The sequence below is a fragment of the Neptuniibacter marinus genome (genome assembly GCF_965223595.1).
In the GTDB taxonomy this organism is placed as follows: domain Bacteria; phylum Pseudomonadota; class Gammaproteobacteria; order Pseudomonadales; family Balneatricaceae; genus Neptuniibacter; species Neptuniibacter marinus.
Genome location: NZ_OZ245004.1, coordinates 452610 through 475465, shown reverse-complemented (window position 1 = coordinate 475465; position 22856 = coordinate 452610). Strand labels below are relative to the sequence as shown.

General features: G+C 43.4%; 19 protein-coding genes and 1 pseudogene. 12 read left to right on the top strand and 8 right to left on the bottom strand.

Features of this window, described 5'->3' with window-relative positions:
- Nucleotides 1–44 precede the first annotated feature (44 nt).
- Complete coding sequence (lpdA, locus tag ACOQOE_RS02225; protein ID WP_420554806.1) at nucleotides 45–2180, top strand: dihydrolipoyl dehydrogenase; 2136 nt, start codon at nucleotides 45–47, stop codon at nucleotides 2178–2180.
- On the opposite strand, the gene ACOQOE_RS02220 is transcribed toward lpdA, so the two are convergent.
- The 4 genes from ACOQOE_RS02220 to ACOQOE_RS02205 are packed head-to-tail and all read right to left on the bottom strand — an operon-like array spanning nucleotide 2153 to nucleotide 5412.
- Nucleotides 2153–2884, bottom strand: a complete 732-nt coding sequence (locus ACOQOE_RS02220) for a glycosyltransferase (RefSeq protein WP_067866713.1) — start codon at nucleotides 2882–2884, stop codon at nucleotides 2153–2155. The two genes, lpdA and ACOQOE_RS02220, sit on opposite strands and share 28 nt — an antisense overlap.
- A 2-nt stretch (nucleotides 2885–2886) precedes the next feature.
- Complete coding sequence (gene mtnP, locus ACOQOE_RS02215; RefSeq protein ID WP_067866715.1) at nucleotides 2887–3735, bottom strand: S-methyl-5'-thioadenosine phosphorylase; 849 nt, start codon at nucleotides 3733–3735, stop codon at nucleotides 2887–2889.
- 45 nt (nucleotides 3736–3780) lie between these two features.
- Nucleotides 3781–4692, bottom strand: coding sequence for a radical SAM protein (locus ACOQOE_RS02210; protein WP_420554805.1), 912 nt, complete (start codon nucleotides 4690–4692; stop codon nucleotides 3781–3783).
- A 21-nt stretch (nucleotides 4693–4713) separates the two neighbouring features.
- Nucleotides 4714–5412 (bottom strand): DUF2064 domain-containing protein, encoded by a 699-nt coding sequence (locus tag ACOQOE_RS02205; RefSeq protein WP_067866718.1) that lies wholly within the window; start codon nucleotides 5410–5412, stop codon nucleotides 4714–4716.
- Between the two features lie 189 nt (nucleotides 5413–5601).
- Here ACOQOE_RS02205 and nfsA point away from each other — a divergent pair, with 189 nt between their 5' ends.
- Genes nfsA through ACOQOE_RS02190 form a run of 3 tightly spaced genes read left to right on the top strand, consistent with a single transcriptional unit; the run spans nucleotide 5602 to nucleotide 8379 of the window.
- Nucleotides 5602–6339 (top strand): oxygen-insensitive NADPH nitroreductase, encoded by a 738-nt coding sequence (gene nfsA / locus ACOQOE_RS02200; protein WP_067866721.1) that lies wholly within the window; start codon nucleotides 5602–5604, stop codon nucleotides 6337–6339.
- Nucleotides 6340–6391: 52 nt separating this feature from the next.
- Nucleotides 6392–7618: an EAL and HDOD domain-containing protein gene (locus ACOQOE_RS02195; protein WP_067866723.1), complete on the top strand. Its 1227-nt coding sequence runs from the start codon at nucleotides 6392–6394 to the stop codon at nucleotides 7616–7618.
- 17 nt (nucleotides 7619–7635) lie between these two features.
- Nucleotides 7636–8379 carry a sulfite exporter TauE/SafE family protein gene (locus ACOQOE_RS02190; RefSeq protein ID WP_420554804.1) on the top strand — a complete coding sequence of 248 codons (744 nt, stop codon included), beginning with the start codon at nucleotides 7636–7638 and terminating at the stop codon, nucleotides 8377–8379.
- A 75-nt stretch (nucleotides 8380–8454) separates the two neighbouring features.
- Here ACOQOE_RS02190 and ilvD read toward each other — a convergent pair whose 3' ends face one another.
- Nucleotides 8455–10287 carry a dihydroxy-acid dehydratase gene (gene ilvD, locus ACOQOE_RS02185; protein ID WP_067866728.1) on the bottom strand — a complete coding sequence of 611 codons (1833 nt, stop codon included), beginning with the start codon at nucleotides 10285–10287 and terminating at the stop codon, nucleotides 8455–8457.
- A gap of 173 nt (nucleotides 10288–10460) precedes the next feature.
- Between ilvD and ald the strand changes: the two genes are divergently transcribed.
- The 6 genes from ald (at nucleotide 10461) to ACOQOE_RS02155 (ending at nucleotide 14725) form a co-directional block, all read left to right on the top strand.
- Nucleotides 10461–11570 carry an alanine dehydrogenase gene (ald, locus tag ACOQOE_RS02180; protein WP_420554803.1) on the top strand — a complete coding sequence of 370 codons (1110 nt, stop codon included), beginning with the start codon at nucleotides 10461–10463 and terminating at the stop codon, nucleotides 11568–11570.
- A 73-nt stretch (nucleotides 11571–11643) separates the two neighbouring features.
- A complete protein-coding gene (locus ACOQOE_RS02175) occupies nucleotides 11644–11892 on the top strand; it encodes a hypothetical protein (RefSeq protein WP_067866735.1) in 249 nt (82 codons plus the stop codon).
- A 75-nt stretch (nucleotides 11893–11967) separates the two neighbouring features.
- Complete coding sequence (locus ACOQOE_RS02170) at nucleotides 11968–12162, top strand: YgaP family membrane protein (RefSeq protein WP_067866736.1); 195 nt, start codon at nucleotides 11968–11970, stop codon at nucleotides 12160–12162.
- Nucleotides 12163–12394: 232 nt separating this feature from the next.
- Complete coding sequence (locus ACOQOE_RS02165; RefSeq protein WP_303417678.1) at nucleotides 12395–12670, top strand: PepSY domain-containing protein; 276 nt, start codon at nucleotides 12395–12397, stop codon at nucleotides 12668–12670.
- A gap of 7 nt (nucleotides 12671–12677) precedes the next feature.
- Nucleotides 12678–13367 carry a response regulator transcription factor gene (locus ACOQOE_RS02160; RefSeq protein WP_420554802.1) on the top strand — a complete coding sequence of 230 codons (690 nt, stop codon included), beginning with the start codon at nucleotides 12678–12680 and terminating at the stop codon, nucleotides 13365–13367.
- Nucleotides 13364–14725 carry an ATP-binding protein gene (locus ACOQOE_RS02155; protein WP_420554801.1) on the top strand — a complete coding sequence of 454 codons (1362 nt, stop codon included), beginning with the start codon at nucleotides 13364–13366 and terminating at the stop codon, nucleotides 14723–14725. Before ACOQOE_RS02160 ends, ACOQOE_RS02155 begins: the two co-directional genes overlap by 4 nt.
- 15 nt (nucleotides 14726–14740) lie before the next feature.
- On the opposite strand, the gene argA is transcribed toward ACOQOE_RS02155, so the two are convergent.
- Together argA and argE are read right to left on the bottom strand one after the other, a co-directional pair.
- Nucleotides 14741–16081: an amino-acid N-acetyltransferase gene (argA, locus tag ACOQOE_RS02150; RefSeq protein ID WP_067866742.1), complete on the bottom strand. Its 1341-nt coding sequence runs from the start codon at nucleotides 16079–16081 to the stop codon at nucleotides 14741–14743.
- 6 nt (nucleotides 16082–16087) lie between these two features.
- A complete protein-coding gene (argE, locus tag ACOQOE_RS02145) occupies nucleotides 16088–17239 on the bottom strand; it encodes an acetylornithine deacetylase (RefSeq protein ID WP_067866743.1) in 1152 nt (383 codons plus the stop codon).
- Between the two features lie 236 nt (nucleotides 17240–17475).
- On the opposite strand from argE, the gene ACOQOE_RS02140 reads away from it, so the two are divergent.
- Together ACOQOE_RS02140 and glnE are read left to right on the top strand one after the other, a co-directional pair.
- Complete coding sequence (locus ACOQOE_RS02140) at nucleotides 17476–18597, top strand: inorganic triphosphatase (protein ID WP_420554800.1); 1122 nt, start codon at nucleotides 17476–17478, stop codon at nucleotides 18595–18597.
- 95 nt (nucleotides 18598–18692) lie between these two features.
- A pseudogene (gene glnE / locus ACOQOE_RS02135) lies at nucleotides 18693–21583 on the top strand (bifunctional [glutamate--ammonia ligase]-adenylyl-L-tyrosine phosphorylase/[glutamate--ammonia-ligase] adenylyltransferase).
- Between the two features lie 53 nt (nucleotides 21584–21636).
- Here glnE and ACOQOE_RS02130 read toward each other — a convergent pair.
- Nucleotides 21637–22635: a branched-chain amino acid aminotransferase gene (locus ACOQOE_RS02130; protein WP_067866752.1), complete on the bottom strand. Its 999-nt coding sequence runs from the start codon at nucleotides 22633–22635 to the stop codon at nucleotides 21637–21639.
- Nucleotides 22636–22856 lie beyond the last annotated feature (221 nt).

Here is a 22856-nt window from a genome sequence, read left to right as displayed (position 1 = left end):
ATAAGTGACTAATTGATCAATAACTTTCTTTGAGAACACTGTTGATGAAAAAATTACCTCTTATATTGACGATTGCGTTAGCCATCACGGCCTTTTTCTTTTTTGACATAGACCAATACTTAAATTTAGACTTTCTCAAAGCGAATCAAACTAAATTTGACCAGCAATACGCAGAAAACCCTCTAGCCACCGCAGCAATTTTCTTTGGGCTTTATATACTCGTGACGGGCTTATCCCTCCCTGGTGCAGCAATAATGACACTTGCGGCGGGCGCCCTATTTGACTTAACAACGGGGTTACTTCTTGTATCCTTTGCCAGCTCAATTGGGGCAACGCTCGCTTTTCTTTTCTCCCGTTTTATCTTGCGCGACAGCATCCAAAATCGCTTTGCTAGTCAATTATCCGCTATTAATAAAGGCATCGAGAAAGAAGGCGCATTTTATCTATTCACACTTCGCTTGGTTCCTCTATTTCCTTTTTTCGTTATCAACTTAGTCATGGGAGTTACTCCCATAAAAACATGGACATTTTATTGGGTGAGCCAGCTAGGAATGTTAGCGGGAACAATTGTCTTCGTTAATGCAGGCACTCAGCTAGGCCAACTAGAAAGCCTATCCGGAATATTATCCCCCAGTATGCTGGCATCCTTTACCCTCCTTGGCGTTTTCCCATTGATTGCAAAGAAAATAATCGAGCTGCTACAAAGCAAAAAAGTTTACGCAGGCATCAAAAAACCAACAAAATTCGATACGAATATCGTTGTTATTGGCGCAGGTTCAGCAGGCTTAGTAACGTCGTATATTGCGGCGGCGATAAAAGCAAAAGTCAGCTTAGTCGAGAAAAACCTGATGGGAGGCGACTGTTTGAATACTGGTTGCGTACCGTCAAAAGCACTCATTCGCTCAGCCCGATTTGTATCAGACAATAAACGCTGTAAGGAATACGGTATAGAAAAGAGCGAAGTCAGCTTCAATTTCGCAGACGTGATGGAACGAGTTCAAGAGGTTATTAAAACAGTAGAACCCCACGATTCAATTGAACGTTACACAGGTCTAGGTGTGGATTGCATTCAAGGTACTGCAACTATATTGAATCCCTATGAAGTCGTGGTGAATGGCGAAATTATTACAACCCGCAATATTGTTATCGCGACAGGTGCTCGCCCACGTATGCCCGCCGTAAAAAACATAGAAGCGATGAATCCTCTTACATCAGATAACTTATGGAAAATTCGTGAACTGCCTAAACGCTTATTAGTGATCGGTGGTGGTCCGATTGGCTGTGAATTAAGCCAGTGTTTTGCTCGCTTTGGTTCTGAAGTCAGTATCTTACTGCCCGATGGGCGGATCATGTCGAGAGAAGATGAAGATGTTTCAGCCCTAGTAACTGAACGCTTCAGCGCAGAAGGTATTAATATCTTAAATGATAGAAAGATGCGTGAATTTATAGAACGCGATGGCGAAAAGATTTTGATCAGCGAATATAAAGGGCAAATCGAAGAAATCCCGTTCGACCAACTTCTCGTGGCGATAGGAAGACAAGCCAATATTGAAGGTTTCGGCCTAGAAAATCTTAATATAGATATCACAGGCAACGGTACAATTGATGTAAATGAATACCTACAAACAAGATTCCCTAATGTTTATGCCTGTGGAGATGTCGCTGGTCCCTTCCAATTTACTCATGCCGCAGCACATCAAGCGTGGTACGCAGCGGTCAACGCATTGTTTGGCAAATTTAAGAAATTCAAAGTCGATTATTCCGTTATACCTGCAGCAACCTTTACGGACCCTGAGGTCGCGCGCGTCGGTCTAAACGAGCAAGAAGCAAAAGCACAAAATATAGCTTATGAAGTCACTCGCTTTGATTTAGCGGAGCTTGATCGCGCTATTGCAGATAATGATGCCCACGGTATGGTAAAAATACTCACAGTGCCCGGCAAAGATAAAATCTTAGGTGCAACTATTGTTGGACCACACTCCGGTGAGTTAATCACTGAGTTCGTCACTGCGATAAAACATGGCTTAGGTCTTAACAAGTTACTAGGGACGATCCATATTTATCCAACCTTAAGTGAAGCGAACAAATATGCAGCGGGAGAGTGGAAGCGAGCTCATGCGCCTCAGAAAGTTTTACAGTGGTTAGAAAAGTTTCATCGCTGGCAGCGTGCTGAGAAATAGCGCTGCTTTAACAGCTTAAGTAATTCAGGAATTGCCTGCCTTATCCATAAATATTGATAACGGCAGGTAAGATACCACCAGCCTTTGTCTCTGTATTTTCTAGCACTCGTTTGCAGATATTGAGTACAACATTTTAACTTTATTCCCCGCTGCCTTGCGTACCACACAAACAGATGGTCTTCCCCATAAGATGCATCTTCAGGATAGCCTCCCACTTGTGCGAAAAGCGTTTTACTAATCGCAAAGCCTTGATCTCCAAACGGTATGCCTAATAGCCGAGAGCGCAGATTAGCGCCCCAACCATTTAACGCCATACCATTAGAACCATCCGCCAAAAACTGTAATAAACAGTAATGCAGTTTATCCGGTGCCCTCGATAAATTAACCCATAAGCTTTCGACTAACTCAACGCTAAAGCGACTATCGACATGCAGAAACCAAATGAACTCACCTTGCGCCGCTTGGGCACCATAATTCATCTGCACTGCCCGCCCTTGACCTGATTCAAGCCAACTTACCTGAAAAGGCGCCAAGGTTGCCACAATATCTTGCTTATATTGGTCATCGAATCGTTGATGACAGACAACAAAGATAATTTCACTTGCAGAAGGGATTGCTCGAAGGTCCTCGATCAACCCCACAGGAATAATGGACTCCGCAGGCCCGATGGGAATAACAATAGAAACAGATAGAGAGTGCTCCATACTTAGGAACTTAACACCTCGAGTAAAGAGCGTTGCTCGGCGTTTAACGCGTCTTTAGGGGTCAACACTGCAGCCGCTAAACTGGTTCGGCAAGTGCAAGTATATTCCACTTCATCTTGATCAATAAAAGCAGTCAGTAAGGTTTTAGCTTTTTCTAAACTTGCTCCATAACGGGCAATAACCTGCTCTACTGATACATGCTGATCAGGATCATCCAACCAGCAATCATAATCGGTAGCTATAGCGATAGTGCAATAGCAAAGTTGTGCTTCACGCGCTAAAAAGACCTCAGGCACATTGGTCATTCCAACCAAATCACAACCTGCGGCCCCTCTCAGAAAGAAACTCTCTGCTCGTGTACCTAAACGCGGCCCATCGACACAACCATAGGTTTTATCAGTATGAAGTTTTATATCAACGCTTTCACCTGCAGCAACTAAACTTTCTGACAAACAATGGCATGTAGGTTCTGCTGTTGAAACATGTGCAGCCAAACCTTTACCAAAAAAAGTTTTCTCTCGATTCCCTTTTACAAAATCAAAATACTGACTAGGGAGTGACAGATCTCCCGGCGCAATCTCTTCTTGCAAACTACCCACTGCAGAAAGACCAACAACCTGAGTCACACCTAAAGACTTTAACGCCCAAATATTAGCGCGATAATTTACCTCAGAAGGAAGAAGCTGATGTTGGCGACCGTGTCGAGGTAAAAAGAACAAGGTTCTGCTTCCCCTTTTACCCTCAATAATCGGTGCTGACGGTTTCCCAAAAGGCGTATCAACATCGTGCTCGCTAACAACTTCTAAACCCTCTAATTGATAGATCCCTGTACCACCAATAATTCCTAACACTTATGTCCCCTTATTTAAATGAATCATCATTAACATCTCAAATAGCTACGCCTCGCTACATGAGGAGCCATAAGCAAAACAACTATAGCAACGATGATGTTTCATGCTAATTCTTTCACTTAAACTTTCAGTTAAACTAAACCCTTGATCATACTCTTCATCATCATCCACCAGCGTACAAGCATACACTTTCATCTGCCCCTGCTTTTTCACAACCATTTTGCTAAAAGCACACATAAAGTCCTTCCGGCTCTTTTCGGTCTGATAAGTAGTCATACAACTTGTCGTCACTTGAGGGACATGAGGTAAGCTTCCAGGGGTAGCAAAGTCAGGGAAAGCAACAATATGCAGATCTTCCGGTAAACCGTAAGCAATAAACAGGTCACGGTAAGACGCCTCAACCTCTTCACGCTGTTCCTCTTTTTCCATATGTCGTGCAACAGAAACGGAGAACCCTAAATCGTATAATGCTTTAAGGCCTTCCATCGCTTTATCAAAATTACCCTCTCCTCGTCCAGCATCATGCTGTTTCGCAGCAGCGTAATCTATACTAATACGAAAACTAACAGGGTGTTCAGCATCTTGCAGTGAACGCACTTCATCCATTCTTTGCTGAAGGGCATCGGTACCATTAGTGAGCACAAGGCAAGGTTTAAACTTAGCCGCGTAAGCTAAAATTTGTACAAGTTGCTTTGCGAGAAAAGGCTCTCCGCCGGTAAAAGAAAATTGCTCTACATCTAAGGTTAATGCTTCATCAATCAGCGGTTTAACATCCGCAAACTTGACTAAATCTAATCGGGTGTCACCAGGCCCTGAACCTTCCAAACAAAAAGAACATTGTAAGTTACACGCAGTGCCGGTATGAAACCAAAGTTCTCGTAGCGCATGAGGCTCTATATAACCTCTAGGTTTTCCATCAGGCGTGATAAACCAGTTATCTGTATGAATACGTTGCATTTTTTAATCGCCTAACTGGGGTTAACTTGTCACTTTAATAGTGTCGTTATGAGTAATAGATTGAACAAGCCTTAACAAGGCTTGCCGTGATGGTCTTACATCACCAGCTAAATCTACTATTAACTTGTGCAGGTCTTTCTCGTAATCAATATCATAACTTGGTGGAGCATAGGCAACTGAACGTTTAGCATCGATGCAAACATGATAAAGAGCCTCACCTAAACGATCGGTACTCCAAGGAAGGTCAGCAATTTCAGGCCAATGGCTATTGCTTCCCATTAAAGTGACCCCCCCATCTTCGGCGGCACTAAAAGTAACATCTTGGGTTTTTAAGGCATCCAAAGCACAGCTAAAAATCCTCTCATTTAAGATAGGAGCATCAGTACCTATAATAATTATTTTTTTATGGCCTTGATCACGTAACTGCTGATCAACTGCCATGATCCGTTGCCCTAAACTACCCTGCGGCTGGGCAAGTACCTCAGCGCCTGTTAAGAGACCTTGCGCCCACTCAACCTCTTCTGGGCCTGCTGGCGATAGCACTACAGGACCTCTCCACTTAGTGGCGTCTTCCAATGCACAATTCAACAAAGCAGATGCCAGATTAAACGCTGTCTCAGCTCCCAGTGTGGCAGCTATTCGTTGCTTCCCCTGATTGAGTCTCGGTTGTTTACAAAATACGAGCAGGGTGGCGCCTTCCTGTTGATACTTATTATTCACTAATTATATTTCCACGCAAAACAGTTAAGCTATTGACCTAAGCATAAACGGATAGTTCAAAATGGGAGAAAGAATGACCCAATGCAACACTGCTTAGCTATAAGGCTTCTTCTAGCTATAACCCTATGTTACAAATAGCACTTTAAAAGTTTTATTCACTACAATCTTTTTAATATTCTATGGGCAATTATGAATACAGTTATCGAGCTACTTAACTCCCATCGCTCTATCAGAAAATTTAAAGATCAAAAGATCGAGCAATCATTAATCAATAACGTTATTCAAGCAGGACAAGCCGCAGCAACCTCCAGTTTCATTCAGGCTTGCACCGTTATTCAAGTAAATGACGATGGGAATAGAGCAAATATTGCGGAGTGGGCAGGCAATCAAACTTACGTTAACGACGCTCCAACCTTTCTCATTTTTTGTGCCGATATGAATCGTCATAAAATAAGCTGTGATATGCATGATGCAGAGATGTTATCGGGCTTCACCGAACAGTTTATTACCGCTACTGTTGATTGCGCGCTCTTCGCCCAAAACGTTGCAATCGCTGCCGAATCAGAGGGATTAGGTATCGTCTATATTGGCGGGATTCGTAACAAGATAGATTTAGTTTCTGAAACCTTAAATTTGCCCGAGCTCGTTTATCCAGTTTTTGGTATGTGTTTAGGCTATCCTGACCAAAACCCTGAAGTTAAACCCCGATTACCCTTAGATATGGTATTAAAACAAGATACCTATAATAGCACTCAAGACAAAGAACTCATCAGCGAATATGACCATAAAGTCCGTGAATATTATTTAAATAGGACCGGTGGTCAAAAAGATATGACATGGAGTGAACAGATCTCTAGCATGTTACAAAAAGAAGCAAGACCGCATATGCTCGCATTTCTACAAAATCGTGGTTTTTTACAGAAATAAGCATAAACAAAGATATAATTATTAATATACGTATACAGCTAAGGAACCGAGAATGACAGATAGTATTGATGCAGATGAACCAATGGATCTCCTATTAGCCCGTCAGCCTGTATTTAATAAAAGTCAGGACGTTGTTGCGTATTTGCTACTTTATCGTAATGACGATAACTCTGTAACAATTAATGATCATCTGGCTACTTCCTCAGTAATCCTTAATACCTATACGAGCATCTGCCAACATGGTCAAGTTCGCTCATTACCCTGTTATCTGAAATTAACCGACACAACCTTAATGGCGGAAAATTTCCCTGAATTACCCAAAGAAAATTTCATTCTTGAAATATTAGGTCATTCAGAAATCACCCCGGAACTTGTTGAGCGCGTAAAAGAATTAGGCGAGCAGGGCTACCGTTTAGCACTATCAGATTATAAGCCAGAACCTAAATTTGAGCCTCTTCTTAACCTCGTTCATATTCTTAAACTTGATCTACGATCCATAGGCTTAGATGCTTTACCTGCTGTTGTTAAACATCTTCGTCCGTATAACCTAGAATTACTAGCAGACAAAGTCGAGACAAAAGAAGAGTTTCGTCAGTGCTATGAACTCGGCTTTGCGCTTTTTCAAGGGTATTTTTTAAGTAAGCCAGAACCTGTCAAAGGCAAAAAACTAGGCAGCAGCAAGGTTCTACTCTTACAGATGATGGTGGAGCTACAAAGCCCTCAAGCAACAGCTCAATCGGTTGAACAGATCGTTATTAATGATCCTTTACTCACCTATCGAATCTTACGCGTGGTCAACTCTGCGGCATTCAATTTTCCAAGAGAGATCGAATCTTTATCTCATGCGATTAGCTTATTGGGATTTGATCAAATTCGTAAATGGGTCAGCCTCTTCTTAGTCACCGATACCCAAGAAAAACCGGAAGAATTAACTCGCTCTATGCTAGTAAGAGGACGTATGTGCGAGCTGCTTGCCGAAATGCTTGGCAGAGAGCAACCTATTAATAACTTTATTGCAGGGTTATTTTCCAAACTTGATGCACTACTCGATATGGAGATGCCTGACCTGCTAACACAAGTCTCTCTTCAGAACGATGTTAAAGCTGCACTGCTAAACCACGAAGGTCAATTAGGGCAGATCTTAGAGCAAGTTTGCCAATATGAAAGTGGTGAATTTGATAAAATGACCTTTCTACTAGATAAAGCCTACTATGAGACCGCTTATCGACATAGTTTAAACTGGTCTCAGCAAGTTATGACATCACTTAGTGATAAATAACACCTTTTCGAACTCTAATGCACTTATTAGATAATATTGAGTTATCCCTACTCCTAATCCTATCTTCTGCAGTAACTTCATTTATAACTGCAGCGATGGGAATAGGCGGAGGTGTGCTTCTCTTAGCTATTCTAGCCTCAGTTCTCCCGCCAGCGGCCCTTATACCTGTCCACGGCCTCGTCCAGCTTGGTTCAAATGGAAACAGGGCTTGGATGACCAAACAGCATACCGACTGGACTATGGTTAAATTCTTCTCCATCGGCGCGTTGCTAGGTGCCCTTTGCGCCTCATTTATTGTGATTCAGCTTCCACTTGTTTTGATTCAATTGAGCGTAGCGTTCTTCATTTTATATCTAATTTGGGGACCAAAACCAAAACAGCAACAGATGGGTAATAAAGGTTATCTATTGGCTGGGGTAGGGACAACACTGATCTCAATGTTTGTTGGCGCAACCGGCCCCCTTGTTGCAGGTTTTGTGCATCGCCAAAGCTACGATAAATTTACCACGACCAGCACTTTTGCAACCTGTATGAGTCTGCAACATCTTTTAAAAATACTTGTATTTACATTTGTTGGCTTTGCATTTTGGGAGTGGCTACCTTTAGCCATATTGATGATTTTAGGTGGCATCTTCGGCACTTGGCTAGGGCTGAAAATGTTACATAAAATACCCACTAAGTACTTTTCCAATATTTTTAGAGTCGTGATTACCTTGCTCGCCATACGCTTACTGTGGCAAGCGGTTGAGAGCTTACTCTGATAAAAAAATCATAAACTAAAGACAAAAAAGGGCCGATGGAATATCCACCAGCCCTTATTAGATTGTGCAAAAACCTTAATCGAGCAGGCTTAAATCGCGGACTGCACCCGTGTCAGCAGAAGTAACCAACTTAGCGTAAGCCTTCAATGCCGCCGAGACTTTACGCGGCCGCGCTTCTGCAGGCTTCCAACCCAGCTTATCTTGCTCAACACGACGGGCTGCTAACTCTTCATCAGACAGCAAAACATCAATTGTTCGGTTAGGTATATCAATACGAATTATATCCCCATTACGCACCAAACCAATGGCGCCACCCGCTGCCGCCTCAGGTGATGCATGACCGATCGATAAACCAGAAGTACCACCAGAGAAACGACCGTCAGTTAGCAGTGCGCATGCTTTGCCTAAGCCTTTAGACTTAATGTACGACGTTGGATACAACATCTCCTGCATGCCAGGCCCTCCTTTAGGACCTTCATAACGGACAATGACAACATCTCCGGCTTTTACTTTATCATCCAGAATATTAGCAACCGCTTCATCCTGAGATTCCGTAATATGTGCAGGACCTTCGAACACAAGAATTGATTCATCCACACCCGCAGACTTAACCACACAGCCATCCAAAGCAATGTTACCGTGCAATACAGCTAAACCACCTTCTAAAGAAAAAGCATGCTCTATAGAACGGATACAACCGTGCTCACGATCACCATCCAATGTAGGCCAACGAGTTGCTTGACTAAACGCAGTCTGTGTCGGAATACCCGCAGGACCTGCTTTATAAAACTCCATCACGTCAGGTGTTGGGTTTCGCATAATATCCCACTCATCCAGCGCATCTTTAAGCGTTGGCGCATGTACGGTTGGTACATCAGTATGCAGTTTACCGGCTCGATCAAGCTCACCCAAAATACCCATAATACCGCCCGCACGGTGTACATCTTCAATATGATATTCCGGCGTATTAGGTGCGACTTTACATAACTGCGGTACTACTCGTGACATACGATCAATATCTTTCATCGTAAAATCAATCTCAGCTTCCTGAGCAATCGCCAGTAAATGCAAGATGGTGTTAGTAGAGCCTCCCATGGCAATATCAAGCGTTATACAGTTTTCAAACGCTTTTAAACCAACAGAGCGTGGTAATACGCTTTCATCATCCTGTTCATAATAACGCTTTGCTAGATCAACAATCGTGCGACCAGCTTTAAGGAAAAGCTTTTCCCTATCAGCATGGGTAGCGACTACAGTACCGTTACCCGGTAAAGCCAGACCGAGGGCTTCTGCAAGGCAATTCATTGAATTCGCCGTGAACATACCGGAGCAAGAACCACAAGTAGGGCAAGCTGAACGCTCTACCGCATCCACCTCTTCATCTGACGCTTTAGGATCGGCAGCCAACACCATCGCATCAACCAGATCCAGCTTATGCTCTGCGAGTTTAGTTTTACCCGCTTCCATTGGGCCGCCGGTTACAAAAATAACAGGGATATTCAGGCGCATCGATGCCATGAGCATTCCCGGTGTTATTTTATCGCAATTAGAGATGCACACGAGCGCATCGGCACAATGGGCATTCGCCATATACTCAACAGAGTCGGCAATAATATCTCGGGACGGCAAAGAATAAAGCATGCCGTCATGACCCATTGCGATACCATCATCCACCGCAATCGTATTAAATTCTTTTGCTACGCCACCCGCCTTTTCAATTTCGCGTGCAACAAGCTGTCCCATGTCTTTAAGATGTACGTGACCTGGAACAAATTGAGTAAACGAGTTAGCCACAGCAATAATAGGCTTGTGGAAATCCTCATCCTTCATACCGGTCGCACGCCATAGCGCACGCGCACCCGCCATATTACGACCCGCAGTCGATGTCTTAGAGCGATATTGAGGCATTAGATTGACCTTTGAAGTTATAAAGTTTTATTTAGCTAATTGCCGATTATAGCAGAATGCGCCGTTAAGCAACCTGCCTATACATTGTTTTCTATGCAACAGAACATGCCAATAATTGATTTACCCATTCTTTGTCTAAACTGTAAATAAAGAAACAAAAGGAAGGTAATATTATGCGTATTGGCATTCCTAAAGAAATTAAAGTCCATGAGTATCGCGTTGGACTCACCCCATCCGGTGTAAAATCACTCACCCAAGAAGGGCATACTCTTTTTATCGAAACAAACGCGGGTGAACAAATAGGCTTTAGTGATCAGCAATACCAACAAGCTGGCGCAACGATCTGTCACCAAGCAGAGGAGATATGGAAGCATGCTGAGCTTATCGTTAAGGTAAAAGAACCACTTAGTTCCGAAATACCCTTTTTACGCCCAGATCATGTTTTATTTACCTATCTACACTTAGCCGCCAACCAGCCTCTTACCGATGGCCTTTTAATCTCCGGATGTACAGCTATCGCCTATGAAACAATCACGGATAAAAACAACCGATTACCTTTACTAGCCCCCATGAGCGAAGTCGCCGGTCGAATGTCCATCCAAGCCGGCGCCCACTGTTTAGAAATATCTCAACAAGGTCGGGGCGTTTTGCTCGGAGGCGTTCCTGGGGTTGCAGCAGGAAAAGTTGCAATTCTAGGTGGTGGTATGGTGGGAACGAACGCTGCGATGATGGCCTTAGGCTTAGGCGCAGATACTACTATTTTCGATAATTCACCAGATAGACTGCGTGAACTCGATACACTCTTCCACGGCAGATTAAAAACCCAATACGCAACGAGTGATAGCATATATAAAGCCGTTACCCACAGCGATCTAATTATCGGCGCGGTCCTTATTCCTGGCGCAGCCGCCCCTAAGCTAGTGTTAAATGATCATCTAAAAGATATGCAAAAGGGAACAGTGTTAGTTGATGTTGCTATAGACCAAGGAGGATGTTTTGAAAGTAGCCATGCCACAACCCATACAGAACCCACATTCACAAAAGAAGGCATAGTGCATTATTGCGTCGCTAACATGCCAGGAGCCGTCGCACGCACATCTACAATGGCACTCACCAACGCAACTTTGCCCTATATTATTCAATTGGCAAATAATAGCTGGGAAAGCGTTCTCAAAAGAGATGAAAACTTTGCAAAAGGACTCAATATTGCTAAGGGCAAACTGTTTTGCAAAGGTGTCGCAACCGCCTTTAATCTACCGCTCCATGCTACAACTGAACTATAAATTATTGATAACCTCTTGATCACTGGATGACTGCACTCTACCCTGTAAAACATCTAAAAGTTTGAGGTTAAGCATGTCAAGTATCGATAAAAAAGAGATTCGTTCAGATAAATGGATGAACTTACTAATAAAAACCGGACTCCCTATTGCCCTTATTAGCATTATTTCATTATGGGTGGGTTGGTATTTTAAAATTCCAGAACTAGGTAACTTGTTCATCATCACAGCAGCCACCGCACTCACATTGGGTATGATCTACAATGTTCGGTTTGTCATTCTCTCGGTACGTCAAATCAAAGCGAAGCAGGCAAAAGAGAAATAAACCTCCGGTAACTTTCCACTTAAGATATAGATCGACTATAGTATTATCAGTGTTATCTAATATAGGTAAAGTATAATGGATAGAAATATTGGTAATGTTGATAAAGCAATACGCATCACCATCGGATTGGTGCTGATTGCTTTGGTCTTTGTTGGACCACAAAGCCCCTGGGGTTGGATAGGTGTACCTGTCATTCTCATCGCAGTGTTTGGCTGGTGCCCTCTCTACAAAATACTGGGTATTAGTACCTGTAAACGCTGCAAAGAATAGCGAGTAATCAACATCGTTTTATGGGATGAGTTAACCGACTCATCCCATTTATTTCCCTGTAGGCAATCAATACCCTCTTCACTATTCACTATTCACTCCCTATACAGTTTATACGCATTAGACTTACCTCTATACTTCCAACACGCACCGTTAAGTTAAATAAACATTTCTATTTACTACTTGATAGCGGATACGGGATACTATTCCCATCAATAAAGTATGAGGTTCTACAATGCTCAACCAGCATTTACGTGTTGCTGTGTTATTTACATCTCTCCTTATAGGTTTTAGTCATAATGCATTTGCAAATGGACAAGAGAATGTTTTATCGCCAAAACAAGCGATGGAAATTGCTACTAAACATGCAGAAGGGAATGTAATCAAAACAGAAGCATCTGAGCATAATGGCAGAGCCGTATACGTAATCCGTATTGTAAACGAAGGCCGTGTTAAGGATATCTTGGTAGATAGCCTCAACGGTAAAATAGTCAAGCCTGAAAAGGACTAAATCAGACATGAAATTACTCGTTGTTGAAGATGATCCAGATCTACGCCGCCAACTCGTAACGGCATTGGGCAGTAATAATTACACTGTAGAAGAAAGTGCTGACGGTGAAGAAGCACTTTATATGGGTGAAGAGTATCCCTACGATCTGGCCATTGTCGACTTAGGACTACCTAAGTTATCAGGCATTGAAGTAATCAAAGGCTGGCGTGCGGCAGGCAAAGAGTTTCCTATTATCATTCTCACTGCACGTGGGGACTGGCAGGACAAAGTAGAAGGTTTAGAGGCCGGTGCAGATGACTATCTAGTTAAACCTTTCCATATGGAAGAGCTGACCGCCCGCCTTAATGCTTTGTTACGACGTGCAGCGGGGCATTCAAAACCGATTCTCGAATTTGGTCCCATTAAAATTGATACCACAGGACGTGTTGTTTATCGTAACGATGAAGCGGTAAAGCTCACAAGTTATGAATATCGTACCTTTGAATACTTAGTCTTAAATGCGGGAAAAACCATTTCAAAAAGCGAATTAACCGAGCATCTTTACCATCAAGATTTTGACCGTGATAGTAATGTTTTAGAAGTCTTTGTTCGTCGCCTACGTCAAAAATTAGACCCCGATCAAAACCTAGACCCAATTACAACGGTTCGCGGGCTAGGTTATCGCTTTGCGTTAAATACATCTAAGGATAACGAGTGAATGTAAAATCCCCCCTGCACTCATTGCAGGGGCGCTTACTTATTGCCTCAGCTGTCATATTACCAATTGTGCTTCTCATTGCTGGTATTGCCTTAAGTAAAGCTTATAACTACAGTTTAGAAAATGCAGTTAAGGACCGTCTCCAACTGCAAGTTTATCTACTTTTAGGTGCTGTAGAGCTAAAAGAAGACCATATAATCTTCCCTGAGCGCCTTCAGGAACCACGCTATGAACAAGTCAATTCAGGTCTATACGCTGCGATTCATGACAATAATGGTAAGCTTCTTTGGCGCTCTTTATCCTCCATTCTATTGGATGATCCAAAACTATCTGAAGTTATCAGTTTAGGGGGGATTAATACCGGCGAGCCACTTTTCGAGCATAAACACGACGCAGGAATTTTCAGTTTCCAATTACGTGTTATTTGGGAAACTGAAGGAAAAGAGCACTCATTCCTCTTTACTGTGATGGAGTCCGACGAATTAGTTACACGCGACATCACCGCCTATGAGCAGCAATTAATTGTCTGGCTAGGGATTATTTTTCTTGTCGCGCTGCTCGCACAAACACTGATTTTAAGCTGGGGCTTAACGCCGCTAAGACGATTAGCGAAAGATCTAAAAGCGATTAAATCAGGCAACGCCGATAAATTAGGTGGGCACTATCCTGATGAAGTTCAACCGGTCACAGAAAACCTAAATGAACTGATCGAAAGCGAAAGGAAGCAACGGGAACGATATCGCAATACCTTAGGAGATCTTGCCCATAGTTTAAAAACGCCACTCGCTGTAATGAGAGGAGCAGAGCTCGAAGAACATGAACTGCACACTTACCAAACATTAGTCGCTGAGCAGGTGGAACGAATGGATCAGATCGTTCAATATCAGCTCACTCGTGCAGTAAAAAGCCATCAAAAACCTCTAGGGAAATCGGTACAAGTGACACCGATTATTGAACGAATGCTTGCAGCCCTAGGTAAGGTATATAGACATAAGGCGGTACGCACAGACGTGCAACTTGCTGATAATCTGCTCTTTTACGGTGATGAACGAGATTTAATGGAAGTGCTCGGCAATATTATGGAAAATGCGTTTAAATATGGTCACAGTCAAGTCTGCGTATCCGGCACTCATCTTAATAACGAATTACAGCTCTCTATCTGTGATGATGGACCGGGCGTTACCCCAGATATGCGTCAGGTTATCCTACAACGCGGGGAGCGCTTAGATACTTCGATTCAAGGCCAAGGGATAGGTCTGTCAGTAGCCACCGATATTATCAGTAGCTACCAGGGAGAGATTGAAGTGCAAAACTCACCTTTAGGTGGCGCCTGTTTTATTATCCGTTTTCCTGACTAACCTTATACAAAAAAGTTAGCCCAAGTCCCGTATAAAAACTTTAGAGTTCCGTTGTAAGTTAAAAAGCGCCTTCTTCTCTTTAGGGAGTTGATCAACATTGCTTTCAACAAAACCACGCTCAATAAACCAATGAGCTGTTTTTGTCGTCAGAACAAACAACTTTTCTAAACCTTGTCCTCTAGCTTGTTTCTCCACCGCGCGTAATAGCTCATCGCCCCTTGCCCCGCCTTTATATTCAGAGGCAACAACAACACAGGCCAGCTCGCCAACTTTCTCATCTGCAAACGGATATAGAGCAGCACAGCCAATAACAACGCCGTCACGCTCAATTAAGGTAAAACGCTCTATCTCGTTCTCCAAGACCTCACGGGAACGGCGTACCAAAGTCCCATTCTCTTCTAAAGGACGGATCAACTCTAATACAGCACCTACATCCTCTATACTTGCTTTCTTTAGCTGTTCATAAGATTCAGAGAGGATCATCGTTCCAGAGCCATCACGGGTAAACAGCTCCGCTAATAAGGCACCATCCTCTTTGAAACTAATGAGGTGGCACCGTTTAACCCCTTTACGACATGCATCAACGGCCGCTTCTAAATGACGTGAAAGTTCAGTATGCGGTTGATCTGTATCCTCTAATGAAGACAAGTAATGACTCACCAACCGTTCAGCTTTACGTGTTAAGAGTTCGCTGCGTAGCACCCCTGCACTATCAAACACCCCATTATCAGCACCAAAAATAATTAATTTATCCGCATTCAATGCTGTTGCTGCACAAGTAGCAACATCTTCGACTGATAAATTGAACAACTCACCTGTAGGTGAGTAACCTAAATGGGATAAAAGAACGATATTGCCATCATCCAATTGCTGGACAATTGCTTCATGATCTATACGGCGAACTTCACCCGTATGGGCCATATCAATACCATCTAAAACACCAACGGGCTTGGCCGTTACAAAATTGCCAGAAATGACCTTTATACGAGAGCCTGCCATAGGTGTATTCGGCAGCCCTAGTGACAAACGTGCTTCAATCTCAGCACGCACAATGGCTGATGCTTCAATTACACAGGTCATCGTCTCTTGGTCCGTCACCCGCAGATGATGGTGCAACTGTGATGGAATCGACTTCTGTTGTAGCCGTTCACTAATTTGTGGGCGTGATCCATGCACTAAAATCAACCTCACTCCAAGGCTGTTCAGCAGCGCAATATCATGCACAATGTTAGCAAAGTTAGGCTCGGCAACCGACTCCCCACTCAACATCAATACAAAGGTGTTTCCACGATGAGCATTAATATATGGAGAGGAGTGGCGGAACCAATTAACGTATTGTTTAGTTTCGTCGTTCACGGCAGTCTACAAACAGTATTGAGTGATCATTTTCTCTAGTATGGCTACTGTAGGCTTTATCTGATCAAAAGCCAAATACTCATCCGGTTGATGCGCCTGATCAATCGACCCTGGCCCCATCACAATCGTATCCATGCCTAAATTTTGTAAAAACGGCGCTTCTGTTCCAAACGCAACCGATTCCGCTTGGAAGCCAGTTAACTTTTCAGCGGTTCGCACCAGCTCCGAATCCCGTTGGTTTGCAAAAGAGGGAATGCCAGGAAACAGTGATGTTGTCGTTATCGCAACACCGAATTGATCTGCAAAGGGAGCCAAACGCCGACTGACATCTTCTCGTAAATTATCTAAGCTCATTCCGGGTAGAGGGCGAAGATCATATTCCAACTCACAATGTCCACAGATACGATTCGGATTATCACCGCCATGAATACATCCCAAATTAAGCGTTGGTTCTGCAATTTTAAAAGCACTATTCTGATGATCACGCTTCATTTCATTCCGAAAAGAGATCAGCTCTGACAACACAGAATGCATCGCATCTAATGCATTGGCCCCCAGTGAGGGGTCTGACGAGTGGCCGGCTTTCCCCTCAATTTTAACTGATTCCATCATCATGCCTTTATGCATATAGATTGGCTTCATCCCTGTAGGTTCACCAATCACAGCGTAACGGGCTTTAGGCTTGCCTGTTGAGGCTAAGGCACGAGCACCGCTCATAGAACTCTCTTCGTCTGCAGTCGCCAATATAATAAGCGGCTGCTTTAACGGCTGATCCAGAAACGTCTTCGCGGCCTCAATTGCTATTGGAAAAAAACCTTTCATATCACAAGTGCCTAAGCCATAAAAACGGTTATCTTTTTCCGTCAACGTCAATGGATCACTTTGCCAACGTTCAGCATTAAAAGGGACTGTATCCGTATGGCCAGACAGCACTAATCCACCAGGGCCTTTTCCTAAAGTCGCTATAAGGTTGGCTTTACCTGGGTGTCCTTCAACAGGAATCACTTCAGTATCAAAACCCAAATGAGATAACCAGCCTTCCAACAGTTCAATAACAGGCAGGTTGCTTTGATCCCAATCAGCTTGAGTACAACTGACCGAGGGACTTGCGATCAACTGCGACAACATAGCGACCAGATCAGGGCATTTCTTCGACATCAGCAACTCCAAACAAAGATAGATTTAACGCCTTTAATATAATTATCATGGCGGATAAGGTCTAAAAACCATTTTAAGCCTAGCGGTTCAGTTTAGATAGGGTTTTCCCGCTGCAGCTGAGGTAAACTGCACCATATTAGACCGCCCGCATTAATATTAATCTAATGCCGAAGTCTGAACTTAAATAATAAGAAAAATAAAAAATTCCCTGACTCCAGAGTATAGAGAATAAAACGATGGCACTTGAAGTAGAACTCAAACTAACCTTAAGCCCACACCATATTGAATCCCTAAAGCGTCAACCGCTGTTTAGGTCTCAACAAATTCGAGAGCTAAAAACGGAGCAATTGGGCAACACCTACTATGACACCCCTGACCAGCTGCTCACACAGCATAAGGTTGCCTTACGTATTCGTAAAAAAGGAGAGCAACTGATTCAAACGCTAAAAAGTAGCGGCACTTCTGAAGCGGGCTTGCACAGCAGGAATGAGTGGGAGTGGCTGCTCAATTCACCGGAATTAGATTTCCAATTACTCGCTTCTGCTGAATGGCCAAAAGCGCTCGATAGTAAAACCCTACAGAGTAATATAGCGCCGGTATTTACAACTGACTTCCAACGTACGACTTGGATCTTAGATAGCTTAGATAGCCAAGGAGAGGTATTAAAAGCAGAGATAGCATTAGATCAAGGCACTGTAACTGCGGCTGGTAAAGAAGACACAATCTGTGAATTAGAGCTCGAATTACTAGAAGGTAATGGATCAGAGTTAGTAAAATTCGCTCTTAAGTTAGCTAAACATGTTCCGCTCTATATTAGTGATGTAAGCAAAGCAGAGCGCGGCTACCGCTTATTGCAACCAGAAAACTATGAGGTCTATCGCACGGCAGCACAACTTGATGCTACCACCAACCTTGAACAGGGCTTTATTCAACTGCTAAAAAATGAACTTAGCTTGTGGCCTCGCTACTTTGAAGCTTGGCACTTTACCAATAACTGGAAATTCATACCTCTTGCCCTCGAGTCATTGAGAAATGTAAGTGCGTGCTATGAAAGTTTTAGCACTATTATTCCTACAGAACCCGATGGGGTAATAGATAAACTACTCACAAAATTAATACGTCAACTTAGAGATATAGACGCATGGCGTAGAACAGCGTTACTCTCAGGACATAAAGATAATCGCTGGTTCAAACAGCAGGCCGAACAAGCTACAGCCAGAATCAATGTTCTATTACAAACAGCAGAGCCTGGTGTGCTTGCTCTATTAATTTCAGAGCAGCTAATCGAGAAAACCTGGCGCAACCGCTGGAATGACAACCATAAACAGCTCGCGAAGCAAACGCTATTTGATAAATAAGTATTTAATCATCGCCCAGTGCCTGACCACAATCAGGAACTGGGCAAACGAGCACTGATACGATTAAGGAATTCTTCTCAGGAGCCATATTACTCATGCTGAAACCGCAGCTGGAACAACTACCCAAAGCGCTTCACCCCCTCTTACAACAAAACTGGGATCAAGTTGCGCCTGTCTTAGAGCAGATTAAGTCATCCCCTACATCCTTTGCCGATGACTTAACCCGAGCATTAACGGGTAGCACATTTGTTGCTGAACAGCTGAGTCGTAACCCTGAAATGCTTCCTGAACTACTCACCAGTGGCGATCTATATTCCACTTATGAGTATGACCACTATCAAAACAGTTTAAAATCACTCTTTGCGCCATTAGAAACTGAAGAACAGCTACATAAAACCGTACGCTGTTTTAGGCAACGCGAACAAGTACGCTTAATCTGGCGAGATTTAAACCGTTTCAGCGATATGCGCACAACCACCCGCGAACTCTCCTGGTTAGCCGACGCCTGTGTCGAGCAAACGATGAACTGGCTCTATCAACAAGCCAGTGAACGCTGGGGAAAACCTATAGGCCGCGAGAGCAAAAAGCCACAACGCATGGTGGTACTGGGTATGGGCAAACTCGGCGCAAACGAACTGAATTTATCCTCTGATATAGATCTCATCTTTGTCTATCCTGAAAACGGCGAGACCGACGGCAGTAAAAAATGCCTAGATAACCAAGATTTCTTTATTCGCTTAGGCAAAAAGCTCATTCAAGCTCTCGATAACACAACCATTGATGGCTTTGTTTTTCGTGTCGATATGCGGTTACGCCCCTTCGGGTCAGCGGGACCTTTAGCTATTAGCTTTGATGCGATGGAAGGATATTATCAAGAGCATGGCCGTGAGTGGGAACGCTACGCCATGATTAAAGCTCGCGTCATGGCTGGCGACAAAGATGCAGGCTATGAACTTATGGGGATTCTTCGTCCCTTTGTCTATCGCAAATATATAGACTTCAGCGCCTTTGATTCCCTAAGGGAAATGAAGGATATGATCAATCGTGAAGTCCGTCGCAAAGGGTTAAACAATAACGTTAAACTCGGTTCTGGCGGCATACGGGAAGTTGAATTTATCGCACAAGTATTCCAACTTTTACGTGGCGGCAGAGACTCAAGGCTACAACAAAGGGAGTTATGTAACATTCTCCCTCTCCTTCCTGAAGCCGTCGGTATGCCTCAAGTAGCTTCCGATGAACTAATGCAAGCTTATGAGTTTTTACGTAATACAGAGCATGCTATTCAAGCGGTTGCTGACAAACAAACTCAGAGCTTCCTACAACAGAAATAGAACAACTCAGGCTTGCATTTAGCATGGGATTTAACAGATGGGACGACTTTTCAAACAGCCTCGAAGAACAGCGAAAAAATGTGCGTAAGCACTTTGCTGATCTGATCGCTCCTTGCGAAGAGGAAGACCCAGAGCAAACGTTAACCGATCAACAATTATGGCTATCACTCTGGAATGACGAGTTAGAAAACACTCAAGCAGAAGCTATTTTAAAAGAACAAGGTTTTGATACCCCAGAAAAGGCATGGGCACTTATTGATAGCCTACGCCAATCAAAGACAGTACAAATGCTCCAGAAAATAGCACAAGACCGTTTACTCTTAGTGCTGCCAGTTCTTTTTCAGGAAGTGACTAAAACTAACAATCCAACTGAAACATTAAGCCGTGTTTTTGAGTTAATTCAAGCCATATTACGTCGTTCCGCTTACTTAGTACTTTTAGCTGAAAACCCCAACGCTCTACAGCAACTCGTTAAGCTTTGCTCAGCCTCAAGCTGGTTTTCAGAGAAGCTAAAAACACACCCAATATTGCTGGATGAGCTGATCGATCAAAACACACTTTACGCTCCACCTGACAAGCAACAGTTAGATAGTGAGCTACGCCAGCAGCTATTACGTATACCCGAAGAAGATACCGAACAACTCATGGATGCGTTACGTTACTTCAAAAATGCCCACGTCTTAAAAGTTGCGGCATCAGAGATAACCGGTGCTCTTCCTCTAATGAAAGTAAGTGATTACTTAACTTGGACGGCTGAAGTTATACTCGAAGCGGTTGTTGATATCGCTTGGAGACTCATGACCGAAAAGCACGGTTTACCACAAAAAACAGCTGGCGTTCCCTGCAGCCCTGATTTTATCGTTTTGGGCTACGGTAAAATGGGTGGTATAGAGCTCTCCTATGGATCCGATTTGGACCTTGTCTTTATCCATGATGCAGACCCAAATCTCTTTACTGATGGAGAGAAACAGATCGCCAATGCCGTTTTTTATACCCGCTTAGGGCAAAAAATAATCCATATACTCAACACCTTTACTACCTCAGGCCAGTTATATGAAGTGGATATGCGACTCCGTCCTTCCGGTAACTCAGGTTTGTTAGTCAGCTCATTAAAAGCCTTTGCTGAATACCAACAGAAAGAAGCATGGACATGGGAACATCAAGCGTTAGTGCGTGCGCGGGTCGTCGCTGGTGATAAAGCACTACAAACACGTTTTGAACGGGTTCGCGGCGAGATCCTCAGCAAAAAACGTAATACCGAGCAGTTGATAGATGATGTCACTGAGATGCGTGAAAAAATGCGTCAGCATTTAGGCAGCAAAGAGAGCGAAAGCAATCAAGTTTTTCATTTAAAACATGATCGAGGCGGCATTGTAGATATTGAGTTTCTAGTACAATACCTCGTACTCAATTACTCAAATCAATACCCCGAACTGTACCAGTTTACCGATAATATTCGAATTTTGGATGCCGTTGAGAATGTAGGCCTACTGGAAAAGCAAGAGGCTGAAATACTACGAGAAGCCTATAAAGCTTATCGTGCCGTAGGCCATACACAATCAATGCAAGACCTAACAAATACAATATCAGCTTCAGAGATGAAGGACCTAAGGGAAGCGGTCGCCACGGTTTGGCAAAAAGCGATCAACAAATAATAAAAAAGGCGGACTTTAAAAAGTCCGCCTTTGCAAAACACAAGGTGTTTAAATTAAACGTCAGTCAGCCAACCATGCTTATCTTCAGCTTTTCCCCACTGAATATCATTCAAAGCAGTACGTAGTTTAACGGTAGTCTCACCAATACCACCGTTACCTACTTTGTATTCTTTATCTTGGTAAACCATAGTACCAACAGGTGCTAGAACAGCAGCAGTGCCTGACAAAGCAGCTTCACAACCCGGCTTTTTAATGCGTTCAAGCATCTCATCAACGGTAATTGTACGCTCCGAAACTTTCATACCTAAATCGCGAGCAATCGTTAAAACGCTGTCACGAGTAACGCCGTGCAAGAAACTATCATCAAGGGAGCGGGTGATCACTTCATCACCATCAATTAATAGGAAGTTTGCCGCGCCGGTTTCCTGAACATCCCCATTTGGACAGAATAAAACCTGATCGACCTTATGCTCCGCTTTAGCTTTCATGGTGGGTAAAAGCGCACTCGCGTAGTTGCCACCACTTTTGATCATGCCATTATGAGGTGCACAGCGCAGACCTTGATCTTCTACCAAAATACGTAACGCACGATCACCACCCGCAAAATAATCCCCTACCGGCGATAACAACACGTAAAAACAAGCGGTTTCAGAAGGTGCGGCGGCTTTACCTACAGCGGGCTCAGTACCAAACAACGTAGGACGAATATACATTGAACCCGGAGGCTGTGGCACATCAGACGCAAAACGTTTAACCGTGTTCAAAATCATATCAGTCACAAATTTTTCATCTAATTCAGGTAGTGCCAATAAACGTGCACTTTGTGCCAAACGAGCTACATTGCGATCAATACGGAATACTTTAACTGAGCCATCGTCATGTCGAAATGCCTTAAGCCCCTCAAAACAGGTGCTGGCATAATGTAAAACATGGGCACCAGGGTGTAGCTGAATACTATTACTCGGGACCATTTCGACCGCACTCCAGCTTGAACCGTCAAACCAAGTGATTGACATTTCCGGCATAAAAACGGAGCCAAATGCAGTAGCCATGATACCTTCCTTTAAGTAATTACCTGCTGTGCCTATGAATCCCCTTACACGGGGCAAAGCGACAGAGATGAAAAAATGATGAGTGTAAATAGGGCTGACATTCTAATCCTCAATAGAACAAATTGGAATTATCTCAGTCGCTAACTTGCCCTCTTCTATAAAAAAAACGCTCTAGCCCTATTTTTGCATAGAAATTGGGTGTTTTTTGCTAATTATTGTAT

Excerpts from the sequence above, each read along its gene's own strand:
- lpdA (WP_420554806.1), top strand. The coding sequence starts at position 45 with ATGAAAAAATTACCTCTTATATTGACGATTGCGTTAGCCATCACGGCC.
- ACOQOE_RS02220 (WP_067866713.1), bottom strand. The coding sequence starts at position 2,884 with ATGGAGCACTCTCTATCTGTTTCTATTGTTATTCCCATCGGGCCTGCG.
- ACOQOE_RS02210 (WP_420554805.1), bottom strand. The coding sequence starts at position 4,692 with ATGCAACGTATTCATACAGATAACTGGTTTATCACGCCTGATGGAAAA.
- nfsA (WP_067866721.1), top strand. The coding sequence starts at position 5,602 with ATGAATACAGTTATCGAGCTACTTAACTCCCATCGCTCTATCAGAAAA.
- ACOQOE_RS02195 (WP_067866723.1), top strand. The coding sequence starts at position 6,392 with ATGACAGATAGTATTGATGCAGATGAACCAATGGATCTCCTATTAGCC.
- ACOQOE_RS02190 (WP_420554804.1), top strand. The coding sequence starts at position 7,636 with ATGCACTTATTAGATAATATTGAGTTATCCCTACTCCTAATCCTATCT.
- ilvD (WP_067866728.1), bottom strand. The coding sequence starts at position 10,287 with ATGCCTCAATATCGCTCTAAGACATCGACTGCGGGTCGTAATATGGCG.
- ald (WP_420554803.1), top strand. The coding sequence starts at position 10,461 with ATGCGTATTGGCATTCCTAAAGAAATTAAAGTCCATGAGTATCGCGTT.
- ACOQOE_RS02175 (WP_067866735.1), top strand. The coding sequence starts at position 11,644 with ATGTCAAGTATCGATAAAAAAGAGATTCGTTCAGATAAATGGATGAAC.
- ACOQOE_RS02170 (WP_067866736.1), top strand. The coding sequence starts at position 11,968 with ATGGATAGAAATATTGGTAATGTTGATAAAGCAATACGCATCACCATC.
- ACOQOE_RS02165 (WP_303417678.1), top strand. The coding sequence starts at position 12,395 with ATGCTCAACCAGCATTTACGTGTTGCTGTGTTATTTACATCTCTCCTT.
- ACOQOE_RS02160 (WP_420554802.1), top strand. The coding sequence starts at position 12,678 with ATGAAATTACTCGTTGTTGAAGATGATCCAGATCTACGCCGCCAACTC.
- argE (WP_067866743.1), bottom strand. The coding sequence starts at position 17,239 with ATGTCGAAGAAATGCCCTGATCTGGTCGCTATGTTGTCGCAGTTGATC.
- ACOQOE_RS02140 (WP_420554800.1), top strand. The coding sequence starts at position 17,476 with ATGGCACTTGAAGTAGAACTCAAACTAACCTTAAGCCCACACCATATT.
- ACOQOE_RS02130 (WP_067866752.1), bottom strand. The coding sequence starts at position 22,635 with ATGGCTACTGCATTTGGCTCCGTTTTTATGCCGGAAATGTCAATCACT.